At 45.7% G+C, this 24,186-nt stretch carries 23 protein-coding genes; 18 read left to right on the plus strand and 5 right to left on the minus strand.

Translation table 11 applies throughout. The features are described 5' to 3' along the window. Positions 1-11 precede the first annotated feature (11 nt). The 3 genes from AACV12_RS13295 to AACV12_RS13305 all read left to right on the plus strand — a co-directional run bounded on the left by AACV12_RS13295 (position 12) and on the right by AACV12_RS13305 (position 3,206). On the plus strand, positions 12-626 hold the full coding sequence (locus AACV12_RS13295) for a glutathione S-transferase family protein (RefSeq protein ID WP_094131755.1): 615 nt from the start codon (positions 12-14) through the stop codon (positions 624-626). Between the two features lie 145 nt (positions 627-771). Beyond that, positions 772-2,325 carry a YjjI family glycine radical enzyme gene (locus AACV12_RS13300; protein WP_170900488.1) on the plus strand — a complete coding sequence of 518 codons (1,554 nt, stop codon included), beginning with the start codon at positions 772-774 and terminating at the stop codon, positions 2,323-2,325. Continuing rightward, positions 2,325-3,206: a YjjW family glycine radical enzyme activase gene (locus AACV12_RS13305; RefSeq protein ID WP_170900491.1), complete on the plus strand. Its 882-nt coding sequence runs from the start codon at positions 2,325-2,327 to the stop codon at positions 3,204-3,206. Before AACV12_RS13300 ends, AACV12_RS13305 begins: the two co-directional genes overlap by 1 nt. A 253-nt stretch (positions 3,207-3,459) precedes the next feature. On the opposite strand, the gene AACV12_RS13310 is transcribed toward AACV12_RS13305, so the two are convergent. After that, the gene (locus AACV12_RS13310; protein ID WP_050934249.1) at positions 3,460-5,196 is read right to left on the minus strand and encodes a SulP family inorganic anion transporter; all 1,737 of its coding nucleotides are present in this window, start codon (positions 5,194-5,196) and stop codon (positions 3,460-3,462) included. A 216-nt stretch (positions 5,197-5,412) separates the two neighbouring features. Between AACV12_RS13310 and AACV12_RS13315 the strand changes: the two genes are divergently transcribed. After that, positions 5,413-6,069, plus strand: coding sequence for an HAD family hydrolase (locus AACV12_RS13315; protein ID WP_017043597.1), 657 nt, complete (start codon positions 5,413-5,415; stop codon positions 6,067-6,069). Between the two features lie 139 nt (positions 6,070-6,208). Here AACV12_RS13315 and AACV12_RS13320 read toward each other — a convergent pair whose 3' ends face one another. From AACV12_RS13320 to AACV12_RS13330, 3 genes are all read right to left on the minus strand, one after another. After that, positions 6,209-7,444 carry a RidA family protein gene (locus AACV12_RS13320; RefSeq protein WP_170900494.1) on the minus strand — a complete coding sequence of 412 codons (1,236 nt, stop codon included), beginning with the start codon at positions 7,442-7,444 and terminating at the stop codon, positions 6,209-6,211. Positions 7,445-7,890: 446 nt separating this feature from the next. Further along, positions 7,891-9,117, minus strand: a complete 1,227-nt coding sequence (locus AACV12_RS13325; protein WP_064626554.1) for a DEAD/DEAH box helicase — start codon at positions 9,115-9,117, stop codon at positions 7,891-7,893. Positions 9,118-9,162: 45 nt separating this feature from the next. Then, entirely contained in the window at positions 9,163-9,915 is a 753-nt protein-coding gene (locus tag AACV12_RS13330; protein WP_170900496.1) for a UTRA domain-containing protein, read from the minus strand. Between the two features lie 212 nt (positions 9,916-10,127). Here AACV12_RS13330 and AACV12_RS13335 point away from each other — a divergent pair, with 212 nt between their 5' ends. The 12 genes from AACV12_RS13335 to AACV12_RS13390 all read left to right on the plus strand — a co-directional run bounded on the left by AACV12_RS13335 (position 10,128) and on the right by AACV12_RS13390 (position 21,465). After that, positions 10,128-11,189 (plus strand): ABC transporter substrate-binding protein, encoded by a 1,062-nt coding sequence (locus AACV12_RS13335; RefSeq protein ID WP_094128569.1) that lies wholly within the window; start codon positions 10,128-10,130, stop codon positions 11,187-11,189. A gap of 9 nt (positions 11,190-11,198) precedes the next feature. Further along, positions 11,199-12,002, plus strand: a complete 804-nt coding sequence (locus AACV12_RS13340) for an alkaline phosphatase family protein (RefSeq protein WP_010318641.1) — start codon at positions 11,199-11,201, stop codon at positions 12,000-12,002. Continuing rightward, positions 11,999-12,901: an ABC transporter permease gene (locus tag AACV12_RS13345; protein ID WP_170900498.1), complete on the plus strand. Its 903-nt coding sequence runs from the start codon at positions 11,999-12,001 to the stop codon at positions 12,899-12,901. The genes AACV12_RS13340 and AACV12_RS13345 overlap by 4 nt, the downstream gene beginning before the upstream one ends. Beyond that, the gene (locus AACV12_RS13350; protein ID WP_010318639.1) at positions 12,888-13,691 is read left to right on the plus strand and encodes an ABC transporter permease; all 804 of its coding nucleotides are present in this window, start codon (positions 12,888-12,890) and stop codon (positions 13,689-13,691) included. The genes AACV12_RS13345 and AACV12_RS13350 overlap by 14 nt, the downstream gene beginning before the upstream one ends. Beyond that, positions 13,688-14,737, plus strand: a complete 1,050-nt coding sequence (locus AACV12_RS13355; protein ID WP_170900500.1) for an ABC transporter ATP-binding protein — start codon at positions 13,688-13,690, stop codon at positions 14,735-14,737. The genes AACV12_RS13350 and AACV12_RS13355 overlap by 4 nt, the downstream gene beginning before the upstream one ends. A gap of 4 nt (positions 14,738-14,741) precedes the next feature. Beyond that, positions 14,742-15,401 (plus strand): HAD family hydrolase, encoded by a 660-nt coding sequence (locus AACV12_RS13360; RefSeq protein WP_170900502.1) that lies wholly within the window; start codon positions 14,742-14,744, stop codon positions 15,399-15,401. A gap of 91 nt (positions 15,402-15,492) precedes the next feature. Beyond that, entirely contained in the window at positions 15,493-16,455 is a 963-nt protein-coding gene (locus tag AACV12_RS13365; RefSeq protein WP_445286169.1) for an HlyD family secretion protein, read from the plus strand. Then, positions 16,455-17,381, plus strand: a complete 927-nt coding sequence (locus AACV12_RS13370; RefSeq protein ID WP_017044975.1) for an ABC transporter ATP-binding protein — start codon at positions 16,455-16,457, stop codon at positions 17,379-17,381. Before AACV12_RS13365 ends, AACV12_RS13370 begins: the two co-directional genes overlap by 1 nt. Then, positions 17,378-18,475: an ABC transporter permease gene (locus AACV12_RS13375; protein WP_170900504.1), complete on the plus strand. Its 1,098-nt coding sequence runs from the start codon at positions 17,378-17,380 to the stop codon at positions 18,473-18,475. Before AACV12_RS13370 ends, AACV12_RS13375 begins: the two co-directional genes overlap by 4 nt. A 50-nt stretch (positions 18,476-18,525) precedes the next feature. Beyond that, positions 18,526-18,900, plus strand: a complete 375-nt coding sequence (locus tag AACV12_RS13380) for a rhodanese-like domain-containing protein (RefSeq protein ID WP_017049317.1) — start codon at positions 18,526-18,528, stop codon at positions 18,898-18,900. 154 nt (positions 18,901-19,054) lie between these two features. Next, positions 19,055-20,608: a cryptochrome/photolyase family protein gene (locus AACV12_RS13385; RefSeq protein WP_170900506.1), complete on the plus strand. Its 1,554-nt coding sequence runs from the start codon at positions 19,055-19,057 to the stop codon at positions 20,606-20,608. Between the two features lie 98 nt (positions 20,609-20,706). Further along, positions 20,707-21,465 (plus strand): EAL domain-containing protein, encoded by a 759-nt coding sequence (locus AACV12_RS13390; RefSeq protein ID WP_026027758.1) that lies wholly within the window; start codon positions 20,707-20,709, stop codon positions 21,463-21,465. A 33-nt stretch (positions 21,466-21,498) separates the two neighbouring features. On the opposite strand, the gene AACV12_RS13395 is transcribed toward AACV12_RS13390, so the two are convergent. Beyond that, positions 21,499-22,527 (minus strand): VirK/YbjX family protein, encoded by a 1,029-nt coding sequence (locus AACV12_RS13395; RefSeq protein WP_017046842.1) that lies wholly within the window; start codon positions 22,525-22,527, stop codon positions 21,499-21,501. Between the two features lie 113 nt (positions 22,528-22,640). Between AACV12_RS13395 and slyA the strand changes: the two genes are divergently transcribed. Together slyA and AACV12_RS13405 are read left to right on the plus strand one after the other, a co-directional pair. Continuing rightward, on the plus strand, positions 22,641-23,123 hold the full coding sequence (gene slyA, locus AACV12_RS13400; protein WP_170900508.1) for a transcriptional regulator SlyA: 483 nt from the start codon (positions 22,641-22,643) through the stop codon (positions 23,121-23,123). A 6-nt stretch (positions 23,124-23,129) separates the two neighbouring features. Then, the gene (locus AACV12_RS13405) at positions 23,130-24,185 is read left to right on the plus strand and encodes an HlyD family secretion protein (protein ID WP_017049320.1); all 1,056 of its coding nucleotides are present in this window, start codon (positions 23,130-23,132) and stop codon (positions 24,183-24,185) included. Position 24,186: the final 1 nt, after the last annotated feature.

A 24,186-nucleotide genomic window follows, 5' to 3' on the forward strand; every position in this document is an offset into this window, starting at 1 on the left:
AGGACCGCATAATGATCAAACTTCACCATCTAAATAAATCACGCTCTAAGCGCATTATCTGGTTACTTGAAGAGCTCGGGGTTGAGTATCAAGTGGTTCCATATCAACGTGATAGCGTGACCTTTCTAGCACCGCCCGAGCTAAAAAGCGTGCATCCGTTAGGTAAGTCACCTGTGATTGAAGACAATGGCTTGGTGATTGCTGAATCTGGCGCCATTACCGATTACTTGATAGAAAAATACGGCCAACACTTTGCGCCTCAGCGTGGCAGCGTGGAATATGTGCAATACCAGCAATGGCTCCACTTTGCGGAAAGCTCTGCCATATTGCCGCTGCTATTAAAGATGTTTGTTGCCAAAGATGGCTGCCAAACCAATTTCCTTGGTGGCTATGCAGAAAGCGAAACGACCAAAGTGATGAGTTATTTTGACCAGTGTTTAGCGGATAAACGCTACTTAGTGGCCGACCAACTCACTGGCGCTGATTTCATGATGTCATTCATTGCTGAAATATTACTGACCAACGGAGCGATTACTCACTTCCCGAATATTGAACGTTACTTAAAGCAGCTCGCCACTCACCCTGCTTATCTAAAATCGAACCAAATCGAAGCGCAATACGCCTAACCTTAGGTTCCTGATGACGCCACTTCGTTATCGTCGAAGTGGCGTTTTTATTTCCATTATGGAAATGACTACTTGATGTATTATCAATAGTGAAAAGTAACCAAGCACATTAGGATTAAACCACAACAATATAAGGGTTTAATTTATGGGCCATTCACTCGATACACAGCAACGCTTCCAAGCCATCGTCACTGACGCACACCTCTCGCCTAAACAAAAGTCACACTTCCTTGCGCTAGAGGCCGAAGCAAGCTTGCCCTATCTGAAACTCTCTCCTGAGTTGGCTCGAGCAATGGAACAAGGCATTATCTGCGATATGTTTGAAGGCCATGCCCCTTTTAAACCACGTTACGTGTTGCCTGACTACGCAAAATTTTTAGCACAAGGCAGTGAACATTTAGAGCTTTCGCCTGCCAGTAATTTTGATGAAGCACTCAATATGCTGACCATTTTGTACCATCACGTGCCTTCAGTGACCTCTATTCCTGTCTATTTGGGGCAATTAGATAGCGTGTTGTTGCCCTATGTGGGCGAACTGAGCGAAGCGTCGATTTATCAAAAATTGAAGCTGTTTTGGATCATGCTTGATCGTACTCTGCCCGATGCTTTCATGCACGCCAACATCGGCCCGAGCGACAATATTATTTGTCGTACTATTTTACGTGTCGATGCTGAACTGAAACAGATCGCTCCCAACCTTACCTTCATGTATGACTCTTCTATCACTCCTGACGATTTACTGCGACAAGCGACCGATAATATCTGTCAATGCAGTAAACCGCACATCGCCAACTATCCGATTCATGCCACCGCCTATGGCGAGCAAGGTTTTGGTATCGTCAGTTGCTACAACTCGCTTCCTTTAGCGGGTGGCTGCAATACTTTGGTCAGAATGAATTTAAAAGAGGCCGCGAAAAAAGCCAGTGACCGCCAAACATTTTTAGATCAGATTCTACCCACTTACAGCCAATATATGATTGAGCTGATGGATGTTCGAGCTGCTCATCTGCACCAACAATCTCATTTTTTTGAAGGTTTTCTGACTCAAGAAGGGTTGATTGAAGAATCTCGTTTCGCACCGATGTTTGGCATTTATGGCATGGCTGAAGCCGTTAATCTATTACTGGAAAAGGAGCAGAGTAACGCTCGTTATGGCCATGATGATATCGCCAACCAATTAGGCATCGCCATTTCCGCCAAGCTGGCCAACATTGTACAAAACTCACCAGTCAAATATGGCTTCAACGGCTGTGCTTTGCTGCACGCGCAAGGTGGTATTAGCCTTGATCTTGATGTTACTCCGGGCGTGCGCATCCCTTATGGCACCGAACCCAACCCGATTGAATATGTACAAGCAACGGCTGGACATCATCAATATTACACCTCTGGTATCAGCGATATTTTAACTCTGGATGAAACCATAAAGGCCAACCCAGAGGCGATGTTCAACCTATGTAAAGGAGCCCTCCACTCTGGCTATCGCGAATTTACGGCCAACGTGGCTTCGAACGATTTAGTTCGCATTACGGGTTACATGGTGAAATTGTCTGAAATAGCGCAATTTGAGCAGCGCGGATCACGCACCAACACCACATTTCTTGGGGCAGAAGCGGCCAAAAACACGGCCGTGCTCAAGCGAAAAGCACGCGTGGTTAGCCATGAAATGCAATCGGCTTATCAACCAAACTCTGTCAACTAATGGTGAGTGGAAAACAGCCGCTCCGAGCAAAAGTCAGCCGAGTGCTGACTTTCTCCTGCGTTGATGGCCCGGGCAACCGACTGGTCATTTTTATGCAAGGTTGCAACTTCAATTGCTTGTCTTGCCATAACCCACATACGATTCGTCACTGTCACCATTGCGGTGATTGTGTAACAACCTGCCCATCGCAAGCACTGCGCCTCAATGCTGACCAGCAAGTCGAATGGCTAGCGAATAAATGCACTCACTGCGATCGCTGTATTGAGCACTGCATGCACCAATCAAACCCCAAAATTCATCACTACAGTGTTGAACAACTCGTGGAACTTATTCGCCGAAATCATTATTTCTTAGCCGGTATTACCATTTCAGGAGGGGAAGCAACCCTACAACTTCCGTTTATCATCGCTCTTTTCAAAGCCATCAAACGTGATGAAGAATTGAAACATCTCAGCTGTTTTATTGATAGTAATGGCTCACTATCAGAATCGGGATGGGACAAAATATCGCCCTATGTGGATGGCGCAATGATCGATTTAAAAGCTTGGCAAGAGGAAACGCATCGGTGGCTAACCGGACGCAGTAACCATAGAGTGATACGCACTATTTTCCACCTCGCTACACTGAATAAACTGCACGAAGTGCGACTGCTACATATACCGGACAAAAGTGATTTAGAGACTGAAATTACCGAAGTGGCGCATCTGATTAACCAGTTGCCTGCGAACGTCAACATTCGGCTCAACGCCTTCCAACATCACGGTGTGGTCGGCAAGGCCTTAACTTGGCAGCCATGCAGTGAAGGTGCAATGCTGCAGTTTCATCGAAAACTGGCCGCTCAAGTACAGCGAATTGTTTACCTGCCGACACTCTACGCCTAGCGTCGAAAACCACCATATCCATAGGCTACCTATATTAGATTAATAACCCGTACCATTTTGCCTAATGCATAACGCTCACCTATGCTTATCCAAACAGGCACTAACCGTTTAGCAAAAGGCCGAGCACTCGCTCTCATCACATAAAAAGGAAAGCATCATGATTGAATGGGATTTCTTACATCTTTTCGATACTCAAGAGCTCTTTATATTTTATTAACGAGAACCAATATTATTAACGAGAACCAACCTCATTTTAAATAGCAGCCGCAATTTCACCTTCAATATCCTTTTGCGGCTCTTTTTGTACTGGCGGAACTTGCCCTTCTTCTACAGCGTGTTGGTAACATCCACTTAGCTTAATGGCTAAATACATGTCCGCACGAATCACCACGCCGCCGTCACCCGTTGAAATTCCAGCGATCTCACACCATTTTCTCAAACTGCGTTTACGCCCCGCTAGCACTAAACGAATACCTCGTTTTTTCAAAATGCTTTGCACGTCCGATAACATCGCCATGACGCTTAAATCTAAATGGGTAAAACTCGACACCGCATCAATAATCACGCACCCCACACTCATGCCCGCCGATTCAGTGTGAAATAAAATACGACGTTTAAAGTAAGGCGCATTGAAATAAGTCAGCGGAGAGTTGAAACGATAAATCACCAAACCCGGTATTGGTTTCGCCTTCGCTGACGTATCAATCGTGCGAATCGTGCCTTTATCATCCAAACCCAATGTTTGATCACTTGGCCGCATCACGGTGCGTAAGAACTGAAACAGACCCAGTAATACCGCAAGAGTGATGCCGGGGATAACGCCAATGACCAATACAGCGATGAAGGTTAAGCTTGCCAAATAGAAGGCGTCTTTATCACGCTTGTGTAAACTCCAAATCCCTTTCAGATCCAGCAACGAGATAGACGCGATAATCAACACAACTCCCAATGCAGCAATCGGAATGTATTGTAGTGGCTGATACGCCACAATCGCGACAAATCCAATCACAATCGCTGCAATAATCGAAACTAATTGCGATTTTCCACCATTAGCGTCATTCACCGCCGTACGTGAATCCGCCCCACTGATGGCAAAACCTTGTGAAAATGCAGAAGCAATATTAGCTAAACCAAGCGCGCGAAACTCTTTGTCGGCGTCAATATCGTAACCATTTTTTGCCGCAAAACTGCGTGCAGTGAGCATCATACTGACAAAGCTCACCATCGCTAAGTTCAAAGCGGGCATGACTAATTCACGGCTCACCCCTAGATCAAATAGAGGGGTTTGGAATATCGGTAACCCACCTTGGATTAAACCAACAACTTTAACGCCAAGATGTTCAGCGCCAAAAAACCACACCCAAAATGCAGCAGCGATGATAGCCAACATCGCTGCTGGCCAATTGGGCCTGACACGCTTACACAGAAAATAAACCACCACTGTCAGCGCACTTATCAATAAGGTTTGCCAATGCAAATCAATCAGTAAGGATGGCGCTTCCACGATACGCTCTAGTAGATATTGCTGCTCATATTTCAGCCCAAACACTTTAGCAAATTGACCCACGATAATGGTCAGAGCAACACCGTTTAACAACCCAAGTAGAATAGGGCGAGAGAGAAAATCGGCTAAAATACCGAGTTTGAAACGACTGGCCAGCAAACACCATACACCAGTCATTGCCGTCATTGTCATGACCAACTGCCAGTGTTTGAGAGGATCGCCCATCGCCAGCGGTGTCACTACCGCCGCAATCACTGCGCAAGTTGCCGCGTCTGGGCCTAAGATCAACTGCCTAGACGTGCCAAAAATCGCGTAAACCAACATCGGCAATACGCAGGAATATAAGCCGACAATCGCGCTTACTCCAGTGAGCTGCGCGTACGCTATCGCGACAGGCAGTGCAACCGCAACCACAGAAAGCGCCGCACGTACGTCATCCATCAACCAGCGAGTTTCATAGTCTTTCAGTTGGTGTAAACCCGGCATCCACTGTTGTACAAATGCACTATTCAAATTGCCTCCCCCTCTTCTCGCAACAAGGTTTTCACATTAAGCATAACTCATTGCTAACAAACTAGCGCTTATAATTGGCTGATTTTATTGAAGTATGAGAAAAAGAAAAAGTGCAGGAAAAAGATCGCCTCCATAGGTCGACTTATGTGAAAATAGCCCACTCCATTTCACTCGCCTAAAGTTGTACTTATGAAATTTCAAGCTGCCATTTTTGATATGGATGGACTGTTACTCGACACGGAACGTGTCTGCCTTACAATATTCGAACAAGCTTGCCACGCAGTTGGCGTCCCATTTTTAAAAGAGGTTTATCTCTCGGCTATTGGTCGCAATGCGGCAGGCATTGAACAAGCACTGCGCGCAGGCTACGGGCCAGAATTAGACTATCCGGTATTACATACGGAGTGGCGTAAACGTTACGATGCCGTGGTGAAACACCAGGCGATCCCAGTGAAAGAAGGGGTTATCGAGTTATTACAATGGTTAAAAGCCAATCGTGTTCCTACTGCCGTCGCAACATCAACCCAAAAAGACGTGGCACAAATTAAGCTGCGCCTTTCAGGCCTTGAGCAATACTTTGACTCGTTCACAACCGGTTGTGAAGTGACACATGGCAAACCCGATCCTGAGATTTATCTACTCGCTGCGCAACGTCTTGGCGCTGAACCGACCCAATGCTTAGCCTTTGAAGATTCTAATAACGGCGTGCGATCCGCCGTGAGTGCGAATATGATCACCTACCAAATTCCTGATCTCGTCGAACCCAGTGAAGAGGTTTTGGCCCTTGGACACCATGTGGTCCCCTCACTACATCACGTTTTAACGGCCCTGAAAAACAGTAATTGATCGGTTTTTCATACGCCGCCTGTTTGATTTCGATTGCCATAACTAAACAGCGTGATATTGGTATTGTAATTACAGATAGCTAACAAGTAACAAGGGGGTATCATTGATACCCCCTTCTTTAGTCAATAAGAAATATTCGTTAATATTTAGGTGGTGTACCTTCACAATTAGAAACTACAGCGTCAATTTGTATTAACGCATCCATAGGCAGTTCTGAAACACCAATCACGGTTCTCGCAGGTAGCTCATGGTTAAAGAAGGTTGTGTAAACTTCATTGACAATATTAATGTCATCCATATTTTTTATTTGAATATTGACTTTAACAATATCATCCATAACATGCTCAACACTCTCTACAATATTCTTTATATTTTCTAAACACTGCTTAACTTGTTCTTTTATTCCACCAGCAACAACTTCATTATTTTTTGGAGATAAAGGTAACTGACCTGAAATATGATTATAATGAGAAAAAGCAACAGAGTGGGAATAGTCGACTTCAGGTGCATTCACGGTATTATTTTCTTCAATCACAAGTAAGCGAGTATCTTCAGGAAGCTGTGGCGGTGTACCATCACCATGTGACACAACAACATCAATTTGCACCAATGCATTCATAGGCAAGTCAGCAACACTAACTAGGCTTCGCGCAGGCACATAACTTGGGAAAAATTGTCCACAGACTTCATTGATGGCTTCTGCATCAGATATATTTTTAAGAAATATCGTTGTTTTAACGATATCAGCCATCGTATGACCAATACTTTCTAAGATAGCATTAATATTATTCAAACACTGTTGACTCTGTTCTTTAATACCACCTTGTACTATTTCTCCCGTTTTAGGTTCAATCGGCAATTGAGCCGAGAGGTTATTATAATGAGAGAAGGCCGCGGTTTGAGAGTATAGACCTTGAGGTGCATGCTCAGTATTCCTTGAGACTTTGATGAGCTCACAAGGCGCTTGTGGAGCAGTGCCTTCACCGTTTGAAATAAGAGCATCAATTTGCACTAAAGCATCACTGGCAGGTAAAGCCGTAACCGCCGCTATGGTCACTGTAGGAAGCGGCCCCTGAAAAAAAGTGGGGTATACTTTTTTGATGGCATCAATATCTGAAATATTCTTTACAAAAATATTCATTTTGACCACATCATCCATAACGTGACCAATACTTTCTACGATAGACTGTATATTATTCAGACATTGCTTCGTTTGGTCATTTATACAACCAATAACAATTTCACCTGTTTTAGGATCTATCGGTAGTTGTGCTGAAATATTATTATAATGAGAAAAAGCGACAGTTTGTGTAGAGACGGCACATATAGGTGCATTTTCTGTGTTTCTTGAAACCTTTACAATATCGGCAGCCATATCGAAATTTATCCTATTATTAGTAGAAATACGTATTTATATTTAATAAGTGTTTTTTGATAAAACAATCAAAGTGGCGAAATGGTAAGTTAAAAAATTTTCAGTGAATGTGACATACATTAAAATATTATTTGACTAGAAAGTCATCGCTTATATTGATAATGATTGATTAACGACTAATTATCCACAATCGTGTTAATAACGTGGATTAAAGAATATTTATCCTAGAAATGATTCTAAAATTGTGAATATAATCTCATGAAACTGAATACTGTATTTTCTTGATTTAGTCCAATAATGATAGGTTGTTCACAATAAGCTGCTGAAAATTTACACATAAACTTGATTAATGTGCCATTTCAATCGTGATAAATGCATAAATTTCCTGAGTCACTTAGTTTCCTTACTCCATCAAAGCGCACAATAGCATGCGTATATTGAGCTACTTAATGGCTTGTTTTCTGTTGAAACTGCTTCACGCTGCGCTTTTGAGCACTGCGGCGGTTGGCTTGCTTATCACGCGGTTTGCGCTTCGGTTCACCGCTGGTCGGTTGGTCTGTCACTGGAAAATCGGTCAACGCCTGCAGAGGTAAAGCGCGCTGCGTTAAGCTGCGGATTGCCTCCAGCGCTTGGCTTTCACCATGGCAGACCAGCGAAATCGCCACACCACCTTGACCAGCACGCGCTGTGCGGCCAACGCGGTGAATATAAACTGGCGCACTAGGCGGTAAATCAAAATTGATCACCACTGGCAGCGCGTCAATGTGAATACCACGCGCCAGTAAATCGGTGGCCACCAGTACATCCACTTGATTCGCTTTGAAATCGGCTAACGTTTGCTCGCGAATAACTTGATCTTTTTCACCATGCAAAGCTGCCGCACGAATACCCGCTTTGAGTAATTTTTTCGCGACCGCGTCAGCACTATCACGAGCGCTAATGAACACTAATACTTGCTGCCCAGCTCGCTGCTTAATCAGAGCAATTAATGCTTGTGCTTTACTGCCCTTATTCACAAGGTAGAGCTGCTCTTCAATTTCTTCCACCACTTGATTGGCTTGATTCGCCTCTATCTTTACCGGGTTATTTAACACAGCCAATGCCACCTGTTCGAGATCGGCGGCGAGTGTGGCGGAAAACAACAACGTTTGTTTGGTTTGGGGCATAAAACTGAGCAGGCGTTGTACATCCGGCCAAAACCCCATCTCTAACAGTCTGTCAGCTTCATCTAACACCACACAGTGCATCGACTCCAATGAGATCAGTTGCTGTGTGAGTAAATCAAGCAAGCGGCCCGGTGTCGCGACGATTAAATGCGGTAATTTGGCCAACTGCGCAAGCTGCTCTTCTTGGGCCACTCCCCCGCATAAAGTGCATAAGCTAATGCCCATTTTGCTTGCCACGGTACTCAGCTCTTGGCTGACTTGTTGTGCTAATTCACGGGTAGGAACAATGACAACCGATTGAATTTCAAGAGTATTAACTTCAATCCGTTGCAGTAAAGGCAAACCATAAGCTAACGTTTTACCACTGCCCGTCTGCGCGAAGGCAAGCACATCTTGCCCAGAAAGTACGGCTGGAATAGCCAATTGTTGGATTTTGGTCGCCGTGTGTCGCGACGCAGGCAGCGCAGCCATCAAAGGGGCGCTTAAGTTAAGCTTAGAAAAATTCATAAACGACTAGCAGGGTGAAAAAGGTTGCGCCGAGTCTAAAGCTATTCATTCTCCATCACAACTGTCGATACGGATCAGGACTGAATCTGGCCGCCAGTACTCAAATTCACAGTCCATGATCTCGCCATCTTGTTTGTAATTAACTCGACAAATTTTCATTACAGATTGGCCAGCAGCCAAGTTAAGGGCTTTTGCCACATGAAGAGGTGCAGCCGTAGGGATTACTTCAAAACGAGAACGCGTGGTGATGTAACCGTATTTTTGCTGATAGAGATGCGTTAACGAAGCGGTTAAATTTTCCTCTAATATCTTTGGAAACCACTGCGCAATCAGGCAGTTTTCGACAAACAGTACCGCTCGCCCGTCAATCGAGCGCAACCGTTCAATAATATGAATGGGCGTAATTCGGTCAATATCCATCGCTCTTGCATACTCACGAGAAGCCATCACGCTGCGTACCGCAACTAGCTTAGTTTCTGCGATTCGGTGCTGCTCGCGGATCATCTGGTGGAAGTGGCAACGCGATAGCGGGTTATAATGAATTCGCGCCGGAGAGACAAACCAGCCACGCCGCTCTTCTCGGTAAATCAACCCTTCGGTTTCCAGTGAAACCAAAGCGTCTTTAATTGTAATGCGCGTTGTATTAAACAATTCACTCAATTCACGTTCAGATGGCAGTTTTTGTCTGTCGCTCAGCATCCCACTGCAAATTTGATCACGAAGGGTGCCTTTAATGTTACCAAGTTGGGTCTTTTCTAAAGGAGCATTTGCCACTGGCAAAGGGCTGCGAAATCTCATGCGTGACCTAGTCCAATATTATACAGAGTGAATAAACGTCTTTTAGACTACTTAAGGCAGATAACAGATTTATGACAGGCTAATTGATTGAATTTGAAATAAAAGTGCAATAGAAAATCATCAAAAATGTCAAATAACTACACCGAAAACGTCACAGTTCTTCCCTAGGATAAAAATCGAACTTACTGACCTAGTCCAGAAGGATAGCGACAATGAAAACCTTATTTACCCGCGCAACGACTGCCACAGCACTTGCGCTGACTCTTTCGACTTCGGCTTTTGCTAAAGAGGCTGATTTACAATCTTTGATCAACGCAGCGAAACAAGAAGGCCAAGTGTACAGCATTGGTATGCCCGGCAGTTGGGCCAACTGGCAAGACACGTGGAGCGATTTAGGTAAGATTTATGGCCTAAAACACCAAGATACGGATATGAGCTCAGCGCAAGAAATTGCCAAGTTTGAAGCCGAAAAGAAAAATGCAACCGCCGATATCGGTGATGTTGGCTTTGCATTTGCTCGCGTGGCGGTGAAAAAAGGCGTAACTCAAGCGTACAAACCGAGCACTTGGAATGACATCCCTGACTGGGCCAAAGATAAAGATGGCCACTGGGCTCTGGCTTATACGGGCACCATTTCATTTATCTCGAACAATAATCTAGTCAAGAATGCGCCAAAAACGTGGAACGATTTGCTCAAAGGCGATTACAAAATCAGTATTGGTAATGTAGGCGTTGCCGCGCAAGCAAATAATGCCGTACTAGCCGCTGCTTTTGCTCATGGTGGCAGTGAAAATAACCTCGATCCGGCAATCGAATTTTTTGCCAAACTCGCCAAGCAAGGGCGCTTATCATTTACAGACCCAAGTATCGCTAACCTCGAAAAAGGTGAAGTTGAAGTGGCCGTATTGTGGGATTTCAACGCCCTAAGTTACCGTGACCAAATTGACCGTAACCGCTTTACCGTTAACATTCCGCAAGATGGTTCTGTGATTTCCGGCTACACCACCATCATCAATAAATACGCCAAAAACCCAAACGCGGCCAAGCTAGCACGTGAATACATCTTTAGCGATCAAGGCCAAATCAACCTTGCACAAGGCTATGCTCGCCCGATCCGCAGCAACGTTGCACTGCCTGCTGCGGTACAAAGCAAATTGATTGCTAACGATCAATACCAGAACGTGAGCCCAATTAGCGACTTTAATGCTTGGGAAAAATCAGCTCGTCAATTGCCACGTCAATGGCAAGAAAATGTCATTATCCACCAGCAGTAAGAGGCAACCATGAACAATAAGGTGATCCTTGTTGTTCTTGATGGACTCAATTATTCCGTAGCCCGTGATTGCATGGGCTACTTAAACGGCTTAATTGAGCAGCAAAGAGCAACCTTATACTCCCTACAATGTGAATTACCTTCGTTATCGCGTCCTTTGTATGAATGTCTACTCACTGGCGTAAAGCCTGTCGAAAGCGGCATTGTTCATAACCACATTGTGCGCCTTTCACATCATCAATCCATCTTCAGTTTGGCAAAAGAGCAAGGGCTGACAACAGCCGCAGCGGCGTATCATTGGGTCAGCGAGCTCTATAACCGCGCGCCTTTTGATGCAACGCGCGATCGTTTTACCTGTGATAAAACACTCAATATTCAGCATGGCTGTTTTTATCACTGGGATCACTATCCCGATGAAGCACTGTTTTTAGACGCCGAACACTTACGTCGTACTCATCAGCCTGATTTTTTACTGATCCATCCAATGAATATCGATGATGCTGGGCATAAGTTTGGCCTTGATTCAGGACAGTATCGTAATAGTGCACGCATGGCCGATGCGCTGTTATCTCACTTTTTAGAAAGTTGGCTAAACGATGGCTACCAAGTGATGGTGACCAGCGATCACGGCATGAACAATGACAAGTCACACGGCGGAATATTAACCGAAGAGCGCAACGTCCCGCTGTTTGTATTGGGCGATCAATTTTCGCACCAAGCTTGTGAGATCAAACAAACTGAGCTCTGCGGCCTGTGCTGCCAACTGCTTAATCTTGATCACAATAAGCCCTTTTCTGCGGAGTGCTTAGCATGAGCAGTAGCCAAGTTATTAGCAAGCCTAGCGCCGTGCTGAGCCAATCAACGCACTGGGCACGCAAACTCAAACCTGCGTTATGGCTTACTCCTTTTGCGCTGTTTTTCTACTTATTTCAGCTCGCCCCCATGCTGTGGGTTTTGTTCAACAGCTTTATCTCTGACGATCAATGGTCACTAGACCATTATCGCGAAATTTTCAGCTCATCCTTTATTTTACAAGGGCTGGGCAACAGTTTGTGGCTCGCCATATGGTCCAGCGTCGCGGGCCTTGCGATTGCGGCAATGTTGGTCGCCTCCTTACGCCGAGTCGATGGCAAGCTGCGCGATGGTGTGATCGCCTTTACCAATATGAGCAGTAATTTTGCTGGCGTCCCTTTGGCATTCGCTTTCATTATTATTCTTGGGGTCAACGGCGCACTGACTTTGCTGCTAAAGCAATACGGTTTGATTGAAGAGTTCAACCTATATGGCAAATGGGGGCTGCTGGCGATGTATATCTACTTTCAGATCCCTCTTGGCGTGCTGCTGCTCTATCCTGCATTTGATGCGCTCAGTGATGACTGGCAAGCGGCGGCATCTACTCTGGGCGCCAATGGATGGCAATATTGGCAGAAAATCGCCTTGCCTGTGCTTTCACCAGCCCTACTCGGCACCTTGATTATCCTAATCGCCAATGCGATGGGCGCGTATGCCAGCGTCTACGCACTCACATCCGGCAACTACAACGTCATTACGGTACGCATTGCCAGTTTAGTGGCGGGAGATCTGTTCTTAGAGCCCAATTTGGCCGCCGCCATTTCCGTAGTATTGATGCTAATTTTAGCCTTCATTACTGTGATCAATCAGTGGCTAATTGCGAAAAGCTATAGCGCAAGGAACACCCATGCAAAACGCTAATCCTACCCTTGATAAAATCACCTTTCATAAAAGTGTGGTCTATTCCATCGTGGGAGTGATGTTGCTGCCCATTTTAGCCACCTTGGTTTATTCCTTTTCTTCACGCTGGGGCGCAACGATTTTACCCGATGGCTTCACCTTTGACTGGTATCTCAAACTGCTGACCGACCCTCGCTTTCTCGATGCATTTGGCCGCTCATTGCTGATTGGCATCGCTTCTCTGACACTCAGCGCGGTTTTGATTATTCCGGCGATCTTCGTGGTGTTTTACTATTTCCCTCGTCTCGATAAAGTAATGAACCTGCTGATTTTAATTCCTTTTGCGGTACCGCCTGTGGTCTCTTCAGTTGGATTACTGCAACTGTACGCCGATAGCCAATTTCCAATTGTGGGTACACCTTGGATTTTGATCGGCACTTATTTCACCATTGCGCTGCCGTTTATGTACCGTGCAATTGCCAACAGTTTTGAGGCGATCCATCTACACGATCTCATGGACGCCGCGCACCTGCTCGGCGCAAGCACCAGCCGTGCTTTTTTACTGATCGTACTGCCAAACATTAGAAAAGGGTTGATGGCTTCGCTGTTTCTATCCTTTTCTTTTCTACTTGGCGAGTTTGTATTTGCGAACATTCTGGTCGGCACGCGCTATGAAACCTTGCAGATTTATCTCTACAACATGCGTCAGACTAGTGGTCACTTCACCTCCGCGTTAGTGATGACTTACTTCCTATTTATCTTTTTACTGACTTGGCTCGCCAGTCGTTTTAGCCGAGGATCCACTCAATGAATTCCACGACCCACACAACCTCTCGTTCTGATTACGTCCACGTCGACAACCTCACCAAACGTTTTGGCAACAATACCGTTTTTGAAGGGATTGAATTTTCCATTGAGCAAGGGGAATTTGTCACGCTACTTGGCCCGAGCGGCTGCGGGAAATCGACCTTATTACGCAGTTTGGCTGGCTTAAATCCCGTCGATGACGGCGAAATTTGGGTCAACGGTGAAAACATCACTAACCAAACACCACAGCAACGCGGCATTGGCATGGTGTTTCAATCCTACGCTCTGTTTCCAAATATGACGGTGGCTGAAAACATCGCTTTTGGCCTCAAAATGCAAGGGCAAGACAGAGCTTACATCGCGCGCGAAGTACAAAAAGTGGTCGAACTGGTTTCGCTGATAGGGAAAGAAAAACACTATCCCAACCAGCTCTCGGGTGGGCAGCGCCAACGCGTCGCTTTAGCTCGCGCCTTAGTGGTCAAGCCGCGTATTTTGCTACTTGATGAACCCCTTTCAGCACTGGATGCCAAAATTCGCAAACATTTACGCCAGCAGATCCGTGATATTCAAAAAGAGCTCAATCTCACCACCGTATTTGTAACCCATGATCAAGAAGAGGCGATGATTCTCTCTGATCGTATTTTTTTAATGCACCAAGGTGAAATCGTTCAGCAAGGCTCCCCAGAAAGCATTTATACTCAGCCAGCCAATGAGTTTGTGGCCGGTTTTATGGGCCATTACAATTTAGTAGAGGCGGCCACCGCCAAGCAGTTGTTTAACATAGACACGGCTTGGAAAGTGGCTATTCGCCCCGAATCCATCTACGTCAAGGAAGCTGGGCGGAGCTATGGTGCCCATGTTTCTGCGCCGCAACATGGCACCATCAAGCATCACCAATTACTGGGTAATGTCATTCGCTACCATGTGGATGTGCGAGGCTGCGAGCTCACGGTCGATTTACTCAATCGTTCATCAGAGCGATTATTTTCCACTGGCAGTCAGCTAGAATTACTGTTTAACCTTAACGAAATACAACCTGTGAGAGCCTAAATAGATGCCGACACCTCTATACGTTTTTGATATGGACGACACATTGATTGACGGCGACTGCGCAATGATTTGGAGCGAATATTTGGCCGATAAGGGCATAGCGAGCGACCCTGATTTTGTCGCGCAGGATAGGCTGATCATGTCACGCTATGCCAGCGGTGAAATGGACATGGAAAATTACCTCGATTTTGCGATGCAACCTTTGCTCACCCTGCCCACAGAGCAAGTCCAGCGCTTGGCGGACGATTGTGTCGCTACACGCATCGTACCTAGGCTATTTCCTCAAGCCAAAGCACTCATTAAACAGTTAACGGACGAGCGTATTCAAATGCTAATTATTTCGGCGTCGGTCAGTTTTTTGGTTAAAGCTGTCGCCCGTAAAATAGGCGTTGCAGAGGCGATGGGTATCGATATGGTCATAGAGAACAACCATTACACCACGCATATTTTGGGGACACCCACCTACCGAGACGGTAAAGTCACTCGCTTAAATGAATGGCTAGCTAAGCGCCCACAATACGTGGGTCAAGTGCATTTTTTCACTGACTCGATCAATGATTTACCTTTGTGTCTACACGCCGATTTCACCTATTTGGTTAACCCATGCACGCGTCTCATCCAATACGCTCAGCCCCAACAATGGCCGATATTAAAGTGGGGCTAATCACATCCTCTACTTTTGATGAATCATGTAACTTGAGGCGCTGGCGGTAAACTTCTAGTATGAAGACAATAAGTTAACCGAGCCTCTCGCCATGAGCATGAAACACCGCATTGCCTTTATCTCTCTTTTACTATCAACTCTCAATGCTTGCTCGCCGGAAAATAGCGCGCAAGCATTGGGCGCTTTAGAACGAGACCGCATCACTTTTTCCGCCACCGCCAATGAGATCATTCGCGCGCTTCCTGTCGCGGAAGGCAGCGCAGTGCATGCTGGCGAAGTATTGGTTCGACTGGATACCAGAAATCAGCAGGCGGTGCTGGCCCATGCACTCGCAGAGGCGGCCAAAGCGCAAGCGTATTTGCTCAAACTGAGTAATGGTGAACGCCAAGAAGACACGGCGGCCGCACAAGCCAAAGTCAATCGCGCGCAAGCCAAACTGACAGAGGCGTTGCAAAACTTCAAACGTGTGGAAGAACTGGTTGGTAAAAAGCTCCTCAGCCAATCAGAAAAAGACAGCGCCACCGCCACGCGTGATGCCGCTCGCGCCGAACTCGATTCTGCAAAAGAAGAGTTTGCTAAGCTCACCGCTGGCACTCGCCCTGAAGATATTGAACAAGCGCAAGCGGCGCTGACCGCCGCCAAAGCCGACGTCTCACTGCAACAGCAAAAGCTCGACGAGTTAACCATTGTCGCCACCCGCGATGGAATTTTGGATAACCTCCCATACAACTTGGGTGAGCGCGTCCCAAACAACGGCATTGTCGCTATCATCCAAGCCAGCCGCATCCCTTATGCTCGCGTCTACGTTCCCGCACCACATCGTTTAGCGGTCGTGCCGGGCGCACAGTTTCCAGTGCATATTGACGGTATAAAAGAGCCGCTGCAAGGCACTGTGCGTTGGGTGGCAACGGAACCCTCTTTCACGCCTTACTACGCACTGACCGAAAATGAACGCGCCCGCTTAATGTATCTAGCCGAAGTGGATCTGCCCGAATCCGCGCAATCGCTCCCTTCTGGCATTCCGGCGCAAGTCGATTTAGCGAGGCAAAAATAGTGACTGAACTCGCCATTCACGCCCGTAATGTGGTCAAAAAATTTGGGGATTTCACTGCGATTGAAGGCATCAATCTGAGTGTCCCCAAAGGAACCATTTACGGTTTTCTCGGCCCAAATGGTTGTGGCAAATCGACCACAATTCGCGTACTCACGGGTTTATTAAGCCCTACCTCCGGCAGTGTTGATGTGCTGGGGTTAGCGATCCCAAAACAATCCGAGCAATTGCGCCTAAAAATTGGTTATATGACGCAAAAATTTTCGTTATACGATGATTTGACCGTAGAGGAAAACCTACAATTTATTGGACAAATTTTTGGTATGCCGCGCAAAGCATTGGCACAACGGCTCAATGAACAGTTGTGCACTTATGGGCTTGATCAGCGCCGAAAACAACGCGTAAGTGGGATGAGTGGCGGCCAAAAGCAGCGCTTGTCACTAGCAGCAGCCACGATGCATAAACCTGAACTGCTGTTTTTGGATGAACCAACGTCGGCGGTCGATCCTGAAAATAGACGGGAATTTTGGGAACAATTGTTCGATCTTTCAGACCAAGGCACCACCATTTTGATCACCACTCACTACATGGATGAAGCGGAACGCTGCCACCGTTTAGCCATCATGGAATCGGGTTTAATTCGTGCAGATGGTGAGCCAGAAACCTTAATGAATACGATGGGCGTCAACATTGTCGAAGTCCGAGCCCATAATTTGCGCCAATTAAAAGAAAAAGTCATGGCTCGGGCGGAGGTTCGCTCTGCTGCGCAACTTGGCATCCGCTTGCGGATCCTTATTCATCAACAAGTCACACAACCTATCGCGTGGCTAAAAACAACCTTCCCTGAACTGGCTGAAGCTGAGATGAATCTAGCTCGCCCAAGTTTGGAAGATGTCTTTGTCACTGTGACTGGCAAGGGGCGTCAATGAAAGCACTGTTTCGAATGAAAGCGGTGATGGTGAAAGAGATACGCCAACTCTCGCGAGACAGAATTACGTTCGGCATGGTAGTGATGATCCCACTGATCCAGCTGTTGCTATTTGGCTTTGCCATCAATACTGACGTACGCAATATTCCGATCGCCATCGTTGATCAAAGTGAAAGTACCCTCGGACGGTTAATTGTAGAGTCAGTCAAAGCCACACAGGTTGTGAGCGTCAAACACACTTTTGCCACAGCAGATCAAGCTGAACATGCAATTGAACAAGGTAACGTGAGAGCAGCGCTGATCCTGCCAAAAGATCTCACCCAGCGCGCGGTGCAAAACCGCGTGTTAGGCCAGTGGATTGTTGATGGCTCCGATACGATGATCAGTGCCTCCATTTTAGGTCTGCAATCCATGCCGCTGACCGATTTTGATTTTGACATTCGTCCAGCTACCGTCAAAACCTTTGAAGTCACGCTGTTTTATAACCCCACTCGCCGCTCTGCGGTCAATATCGTACCCGGTTTACTGGGGGTTATTTTAACCATGACGATGATCCTCTTCACCAGTGCCGCGATTGTGCGAGAAAAAGAGCGCGGCAATTTAGAACTGCTGATCACCACGCCAATTCACTCTATTGAGCTTATGGTTGCCAAAATTGTGCCCTATATCTTTGTCGGATTAATTCAGGTCTTCATCATCTTGGGCTTAGGGCATTTTATTTTTGACGTGCCCATTAATGGTGCGATCAGCCAAATTCTCTTCGGTACTTTGCTGTTTATCGCCGCCAGTTTGACCTTAGGTTTGGTGATTTCAACCATTGCTTCCACTCAACTGCAAGCCATGCAGATGACTGTTTTTATCTTACTGCCTTCGATTTTACTTTCTGGATTTATGTTTCCCTACGAAGGCATGCCAGTAGCAGCACAGTGGATTTCTGAAGCGTTGCCCGCGACCCACTTTATGCGCATGATCCGCGGGATTGTGTTGCGCGGTGCTAACCTCATGGATCTATGGCGAGATGCGTTATGGATGTTAAGCTTTACCGTCGGTGGGATTATCGTCGCATCTTTGAGATTTAAGAAATCCCTTGATTAACGCCATTCACATTTGAAGGCTAATTTTTAAGCCAAAAGAAGGAAACTAACATGTTAAAGTCACTGATGACCAAAGCGTTATTGTGTGTAGGTCTGATCTCCAATACCTCAGATGCATTGGCATCAGAGCGCTCAACGATAGCATGGCAATGGATTGAAAATGGCGCGCTTTTAGTCGATGTTCGAACCGCAGCAGAATTTGCAGCTGGCCATATTGAAGGTGCGCTAAACTACCCACTTGATACTGTTAGCAGTGCTTTTTCTCACATCGATAAACAACAACCGATTGTGGTTTACTGCCGCAGCGGCAATCGATCGGGCCAAGCCATGGCCTATTTACTCGAGCAAGGATTCACTCAAGTACATAACGGCGGCGGTTTAGAGGAAATGATCATTCATCCTTCGGCAATAAAGCCGCTCAATTGATGTTAACCTACTCACATTCACGTTATCGCTCTGTTTGTTCTTAATTGGCTCTCAAAGCGCAACAGGAAGACAGCGCTTGTTATTCGGCAACAATGATCGATTTTTTGATTGGAACGTAGAAGATGTTCGATAACCAATCTCAACGGTATACAGCATGCAAACGTACAAAACCTTACGCTTGATCCTAGGCGATCAGCTCAATATCAAGCACTCTTGGTTTAACAAAACGGATGATTCCGTGCTATACGTGGTAGCTGAACTTAAACAAGAAACAGGCTATGTAAAACATCACATTCAAAAAATCTGCGCCTTTTTTGCCGCGATGGAAGCTTTTGCCGAATTATTGCAAAGTGAGGGACACCAGGTTCTCTACTTGACCCTTGATGAAACTGCCGATTATTTGCAGCTACCACCATTGATTAGTGATCTGTGTCATCAGATCAACGCAGAATACTTTCACTATCAGCGACCTGACGAATACCGAGTTTGGCAACAGTTGCAGGAGTTAAACCTCTCTCATGCACAAGTGACTTGTTTTGATACTGAACACTTTTTATTGCCTTTTGACGAGATCACTCAGCATTTTAACACCGACAAAACCACTATTATGGAGCCGTTTTATCGCAAAATGCGTAAGCGATTCGGTATTCTTCTGCAAGATGATCATCAAACGCCTTTGGGTGGGCGTTGGAATTTTGATCACCAAAATCGCAATAAGCTCAGCGTGCAAGACATAGAAAACCTACCCAAACCACTTAGCTTTCAAAACGATGTCAGTGCAATTTATAACCGTTTACAGCACCATAATATTCACGTTTTCGGCCTGTATACTCCTTCATTGTTATGGCCGATTAACCGCTCACAAGCGCTGTCATTATTGGCCCACTTTTGTCAGTACGGCTTGCCGCTGTTTGGTCGCTTTCAAGATGCAATGACGGCAAAGAGCCCACATCGTTGGAGCCTCTACCATAGCCGGCTCTCTTTTGCACTCAACTGCAAACTACTATCGCCTGCAGAAGTCATTCAAAGTGCACTCATGCGATTTGAGAATGACAATACGATGGATTTAGCACAAATCGAAGGATTCATTAGGCAAATTTTGGGCTGGCGTGAGTACATTCGAGGCATTTATTGGGCGAACATGCCCCAATACGCCAAGCACAACGCCCTTGATGCTCAACGACCTCTTCCTCACTACTATTGGACAGGGGATACTCGTATGCATTGTGTTAAACAAGCCGTAACTCAATCACTGGAATTTTCCTACGCACACCATATCCAACGTTTGATGATCACGGGTAATTTTGCACTCCTATCAGGTTGCGAGCCGGATGAGGTGGATGACTGGTACTTAGGTATTTATATTGATGCATTGCAATGGGTAGAAATGCCCAATACCCGAGGTATGGCTCTGTTTGCTGATGGGGGAATTGTTGCCACCAAGCCTTATGCCGCAAGCGGCTCTTACATCAATAAAATGAGTGATTACTGCAAAGATTGTCACTACCAAGTAAAGAGCCGTAGTGGTCTAAATTCATGTCCATTCAATAGTTTATATTGGCAGTTCATGCTCACTCATCGTGAACGGTTAGCCAAAAATCCAAGGATAGGCATGATTTATAAAAATTGGGATAACACTGAAAACGCCACTCAACAAGCAATCTTAGATCAAGCTCAATACTATCTACACCATATTGAAGAGCTGTAGCTCGTCGGCTTACTGGTCACGTTTTGATTTATGCAATTTGGTGAGCACGCTGCAAGTAACTATAATCATGCTATTCGATTAAATATCAGTGAGTGATTATGCAACAACAGCAAGTCCATATGGACCAACGTATTTGCCAGCAATGCTCAGAAAAACAAAGCTTGCCTTTTGACTTCACCATGGCTTTCCAACCCATAGTTAACGTTGCAGATAACACCATCTTTGGCTACGAAGCACTCGTACGAGGTCTGAATAATGAATCGGCTTACTCCATCATTGAACAAGTCAGTGATGACAACCGATACCGCTTTGACCAACTTTGTCGAATCAAAGCGATTAAACTCGCGGCTAAACTAAAACTGTCAGGTATTTTGAGCATTAATTTTTTACCTAATGCCGTTTACCAACCAGAGCGTTGTATCCGCACCACATTAGAGGCAGCAAAGCAGTTCGGTTTCCCGACAGAACGGATCATGTTTGAATTTACTGAGGTGGAAAAAATCGTAGACACAGCGCACATAAAACGGATCGTCGCTTATTACTCCAACCTAGGATTTACTACCGCGATTGATGATTTCGGTGCAGGCTACGCCGGGCTTGGGCTATTGGTTAACTTCCAAACTAAAATAGTAAAATTAGATATGTCACTGCTGCGTAATATCGATCAAGACATCACGAAGCAAGCAATCGTCCGTCATACTGTTGCAATGCTCATTGAACTAGGGATTTGTCCACTCGCTGAAGGTATTGAAACTCAACAAGAAATGTTATGGCTAAAACGACTCGGCATTGAACTCATGCAAGGCTACTATTTTGCGAAACCTGAGTTTGAAGCGTTGCCTACAGTGACGTTTTGAACCATAACATCAGCCTCTAATTTTGTGGATCCATCAAACCACGAAATGCTTGGGCATAAGTTTCAACTGTTCAATACGGCCCGACATGGCTGTTTCCACCTCGGCTAACCACTCATAACGTTTAGTATATAGACGGCGTTTATTGCGATTTAGCGTCTCAACACCTTTACGGTTTGGCGTGGTTGGCAAACGGTACAAATATTTGCTCATTTTCTCTGCTTCGTACTCTGTCCACAGTTCATCGTAATCAAAGCTTACTGATTTGCGCTTTGATCCAATATAACGCAACGCTTGATACATATGGCCGCGGTTAGAAATCGCATACAGGTTTTCAACCCCTAAAATACGCGCTAGCGTCATGATCATTTCAACCATCAGTGCTTTAGTTCTTAAGCCGTGAGTCGTGCGCGTCAAATCTTTAATGATTTGATTACGATCGGTCACACCACTGCTTGGACCTTGTAGTGAACCAATGTAAATACTGCGCCCTTGATCAGAAACATTGAAACTGATCGAGTAAATTTTCTGCCCTTTTTCATCCGTCAGTTGCAGCCCCAACGAACCTTCTCTTATCTCTCCACTGCACAGGCTTAATGAATAACTCGCCCCATTTTTGTCGTAAAAATCAAAAATAGAGAAGCCTGATTCTGAGAAAAACTTCGCAGCATTAAAGCCAAACTGTTCAACTAAGTAGATAAAATGTTGATTAATGTGCCATGTACGCTCTTTGGCAGACCAATTGACGCAGAGATAAGGTTTTAATGGCTTTTCCAAAAACTGTGGGCATTGCTTCAATACCTCCGCTAACTCGGAGCACGAAAACAGCCTCAGCATACTTTTTAGAGCATAGGCATTGGTCACGCCCCATAAACAAAAACGGATATTCTTCCTGATTTTAGACCAGCCTTTGGTATTGGGGTAAATCGTTTCGGAGAGTTCAGACAGGCTAAACAGGTAGTCGAGTTTATTTTCAATTATCATAGTATGGACCAGAATTTCAGCAGCTAGGACAGCCTCAAACATTGGGGAGTCGCTCATTGAAAATAATGTACAGTGTTTCATTGAGAGGTGCTGTCCTGAGTTTGTATGAAAATGTCAGCCTTCGTCATTAGCTATTTACTTAGCGCGCTAACTAAATTATATTACTTAGCACGCTAAGTAATATGTGACTCGTTATGATTGAAAACACGCACACCCTGAAAGAATTATCACTCGCTGAGCAGTTTGCTCGTCTCTCACGCTTATGGAAAATGGTGGCGGACCGAGAACTCTCACCCTTGGGCCTTACCCATCCTCGTTGGACCGCATTGTGGAAATTACAGCGTCTCGGTGACAACGTCAGTCAAAAAACCTTAGCCGAAGCGTTAGAAATAGAACTGGCTTCTTTAATGCGAACTTTAAAGCAGCTCGAAGAACAATCGCTGATCGAACGTCACTGCTGTCACAACGATAAGCGCGCTCGAATCGTCAGTTTGACGAGTAACGGGCGTGCTCTTATCAAGCAGATGGAAACCCGTATTTTGCAAGTTCGCCAAAACTTACTGGGTAATATTGACGATCAACAATTGCACCAACTGACTCTTACGCTCGAACAAATCTCACACAACGCTCTAGATACGCTCAACAAACCGATAGCAACACCTTCAAAGGAACAATAATTACTTATGACACCTGATCAAAAATTTGCACTTTGGATCAAATATTCCATCGTTGCTTTTGTGGCGCTCTTTGCCTATTTTTTGGTGGCCGATTTGGCTATGCCTTTAACACCGCAAGCCATGGCAACGCGGACTGTGACCAAAATATCTCCCCGAGTTAATGGTCAAATCAGTGATGTTTTTGTCACTAATAATCAAACCGTACACAAGGGTGAAGTACTTTTCACCATCGACCCACAACCCTATCAACTGGCGGTAGAGCAGGCCCAACTCAATTATGAACGTGCGGTACAAGGTAATGCTCAATTGGATGCATCGATTGCAGCCGCAGAAGCTAATGTCACGGCAAGCCGTATCGTTGCCGATCAAAAGTTGCGCGAAGCTAACCGATTAAACACTCTGTTTGCACGCAATGGGACTTCTCAGCAACTTAAAGACGATGCACAAAGTGGCGCTACCGCCGCGAAAGCCAATTTGGTTGCAGCGCAAGCTCACCTGCAAGAATTGCACGTCAGTCGAGGTAATAGTGACGAGAGTAACGTCAGCATTCGCGCCGCTTTGAACCAATTGGCGCAGGCCAAGCTAAACCTTGCCTACACACAAACGCTAGCAGAGCAAGATGGTGTCATTACCAACTTACAGCTTGAAACGGGCACCTACGCCGCAGCAGGTATGCCGTTAGTTGCGTTGGTAGCGACGGATGTAGACGTGATTGCTGATTTTAGAGAAAAAAGCTTACGCCATTTCCCAGACAATAGCCGCGCCCTAGTTGCTTTTGATAGCAAACCCGGCGAAGTCTTTACCGCGCGTATTCGTAGCCTGGATGCTGGGGTAAGCACTGGTCAGTTTGATGCGAATGGGCGTTTAGCCACTCCAACAGAATCTAATCGCTGGGTGCGTGATGCACAACGCATGCGTGTGCACCTTTCGCTCGATGAAACGATGTCAACATTGCCTTCCGGTGCTCGTGCGACGGTACAGTTGCTACCAGAAAGTGGCCCGTTTGCTTGGCTGGCAAAAATGCAAATTCAGTTTCTGAGCACTCTGCACTACGTCTATTAAG

Source organism: Vibrio sp. 2-2(8) (assembly GCF_963888495.1).
Classification (GTDB): domain Bacteria; phylum Pseudomonadota; class Gammaproteobacteria; order Enterobacterales; family Vibrionaceae; genus Vibrio; species Vibrio anguillarum.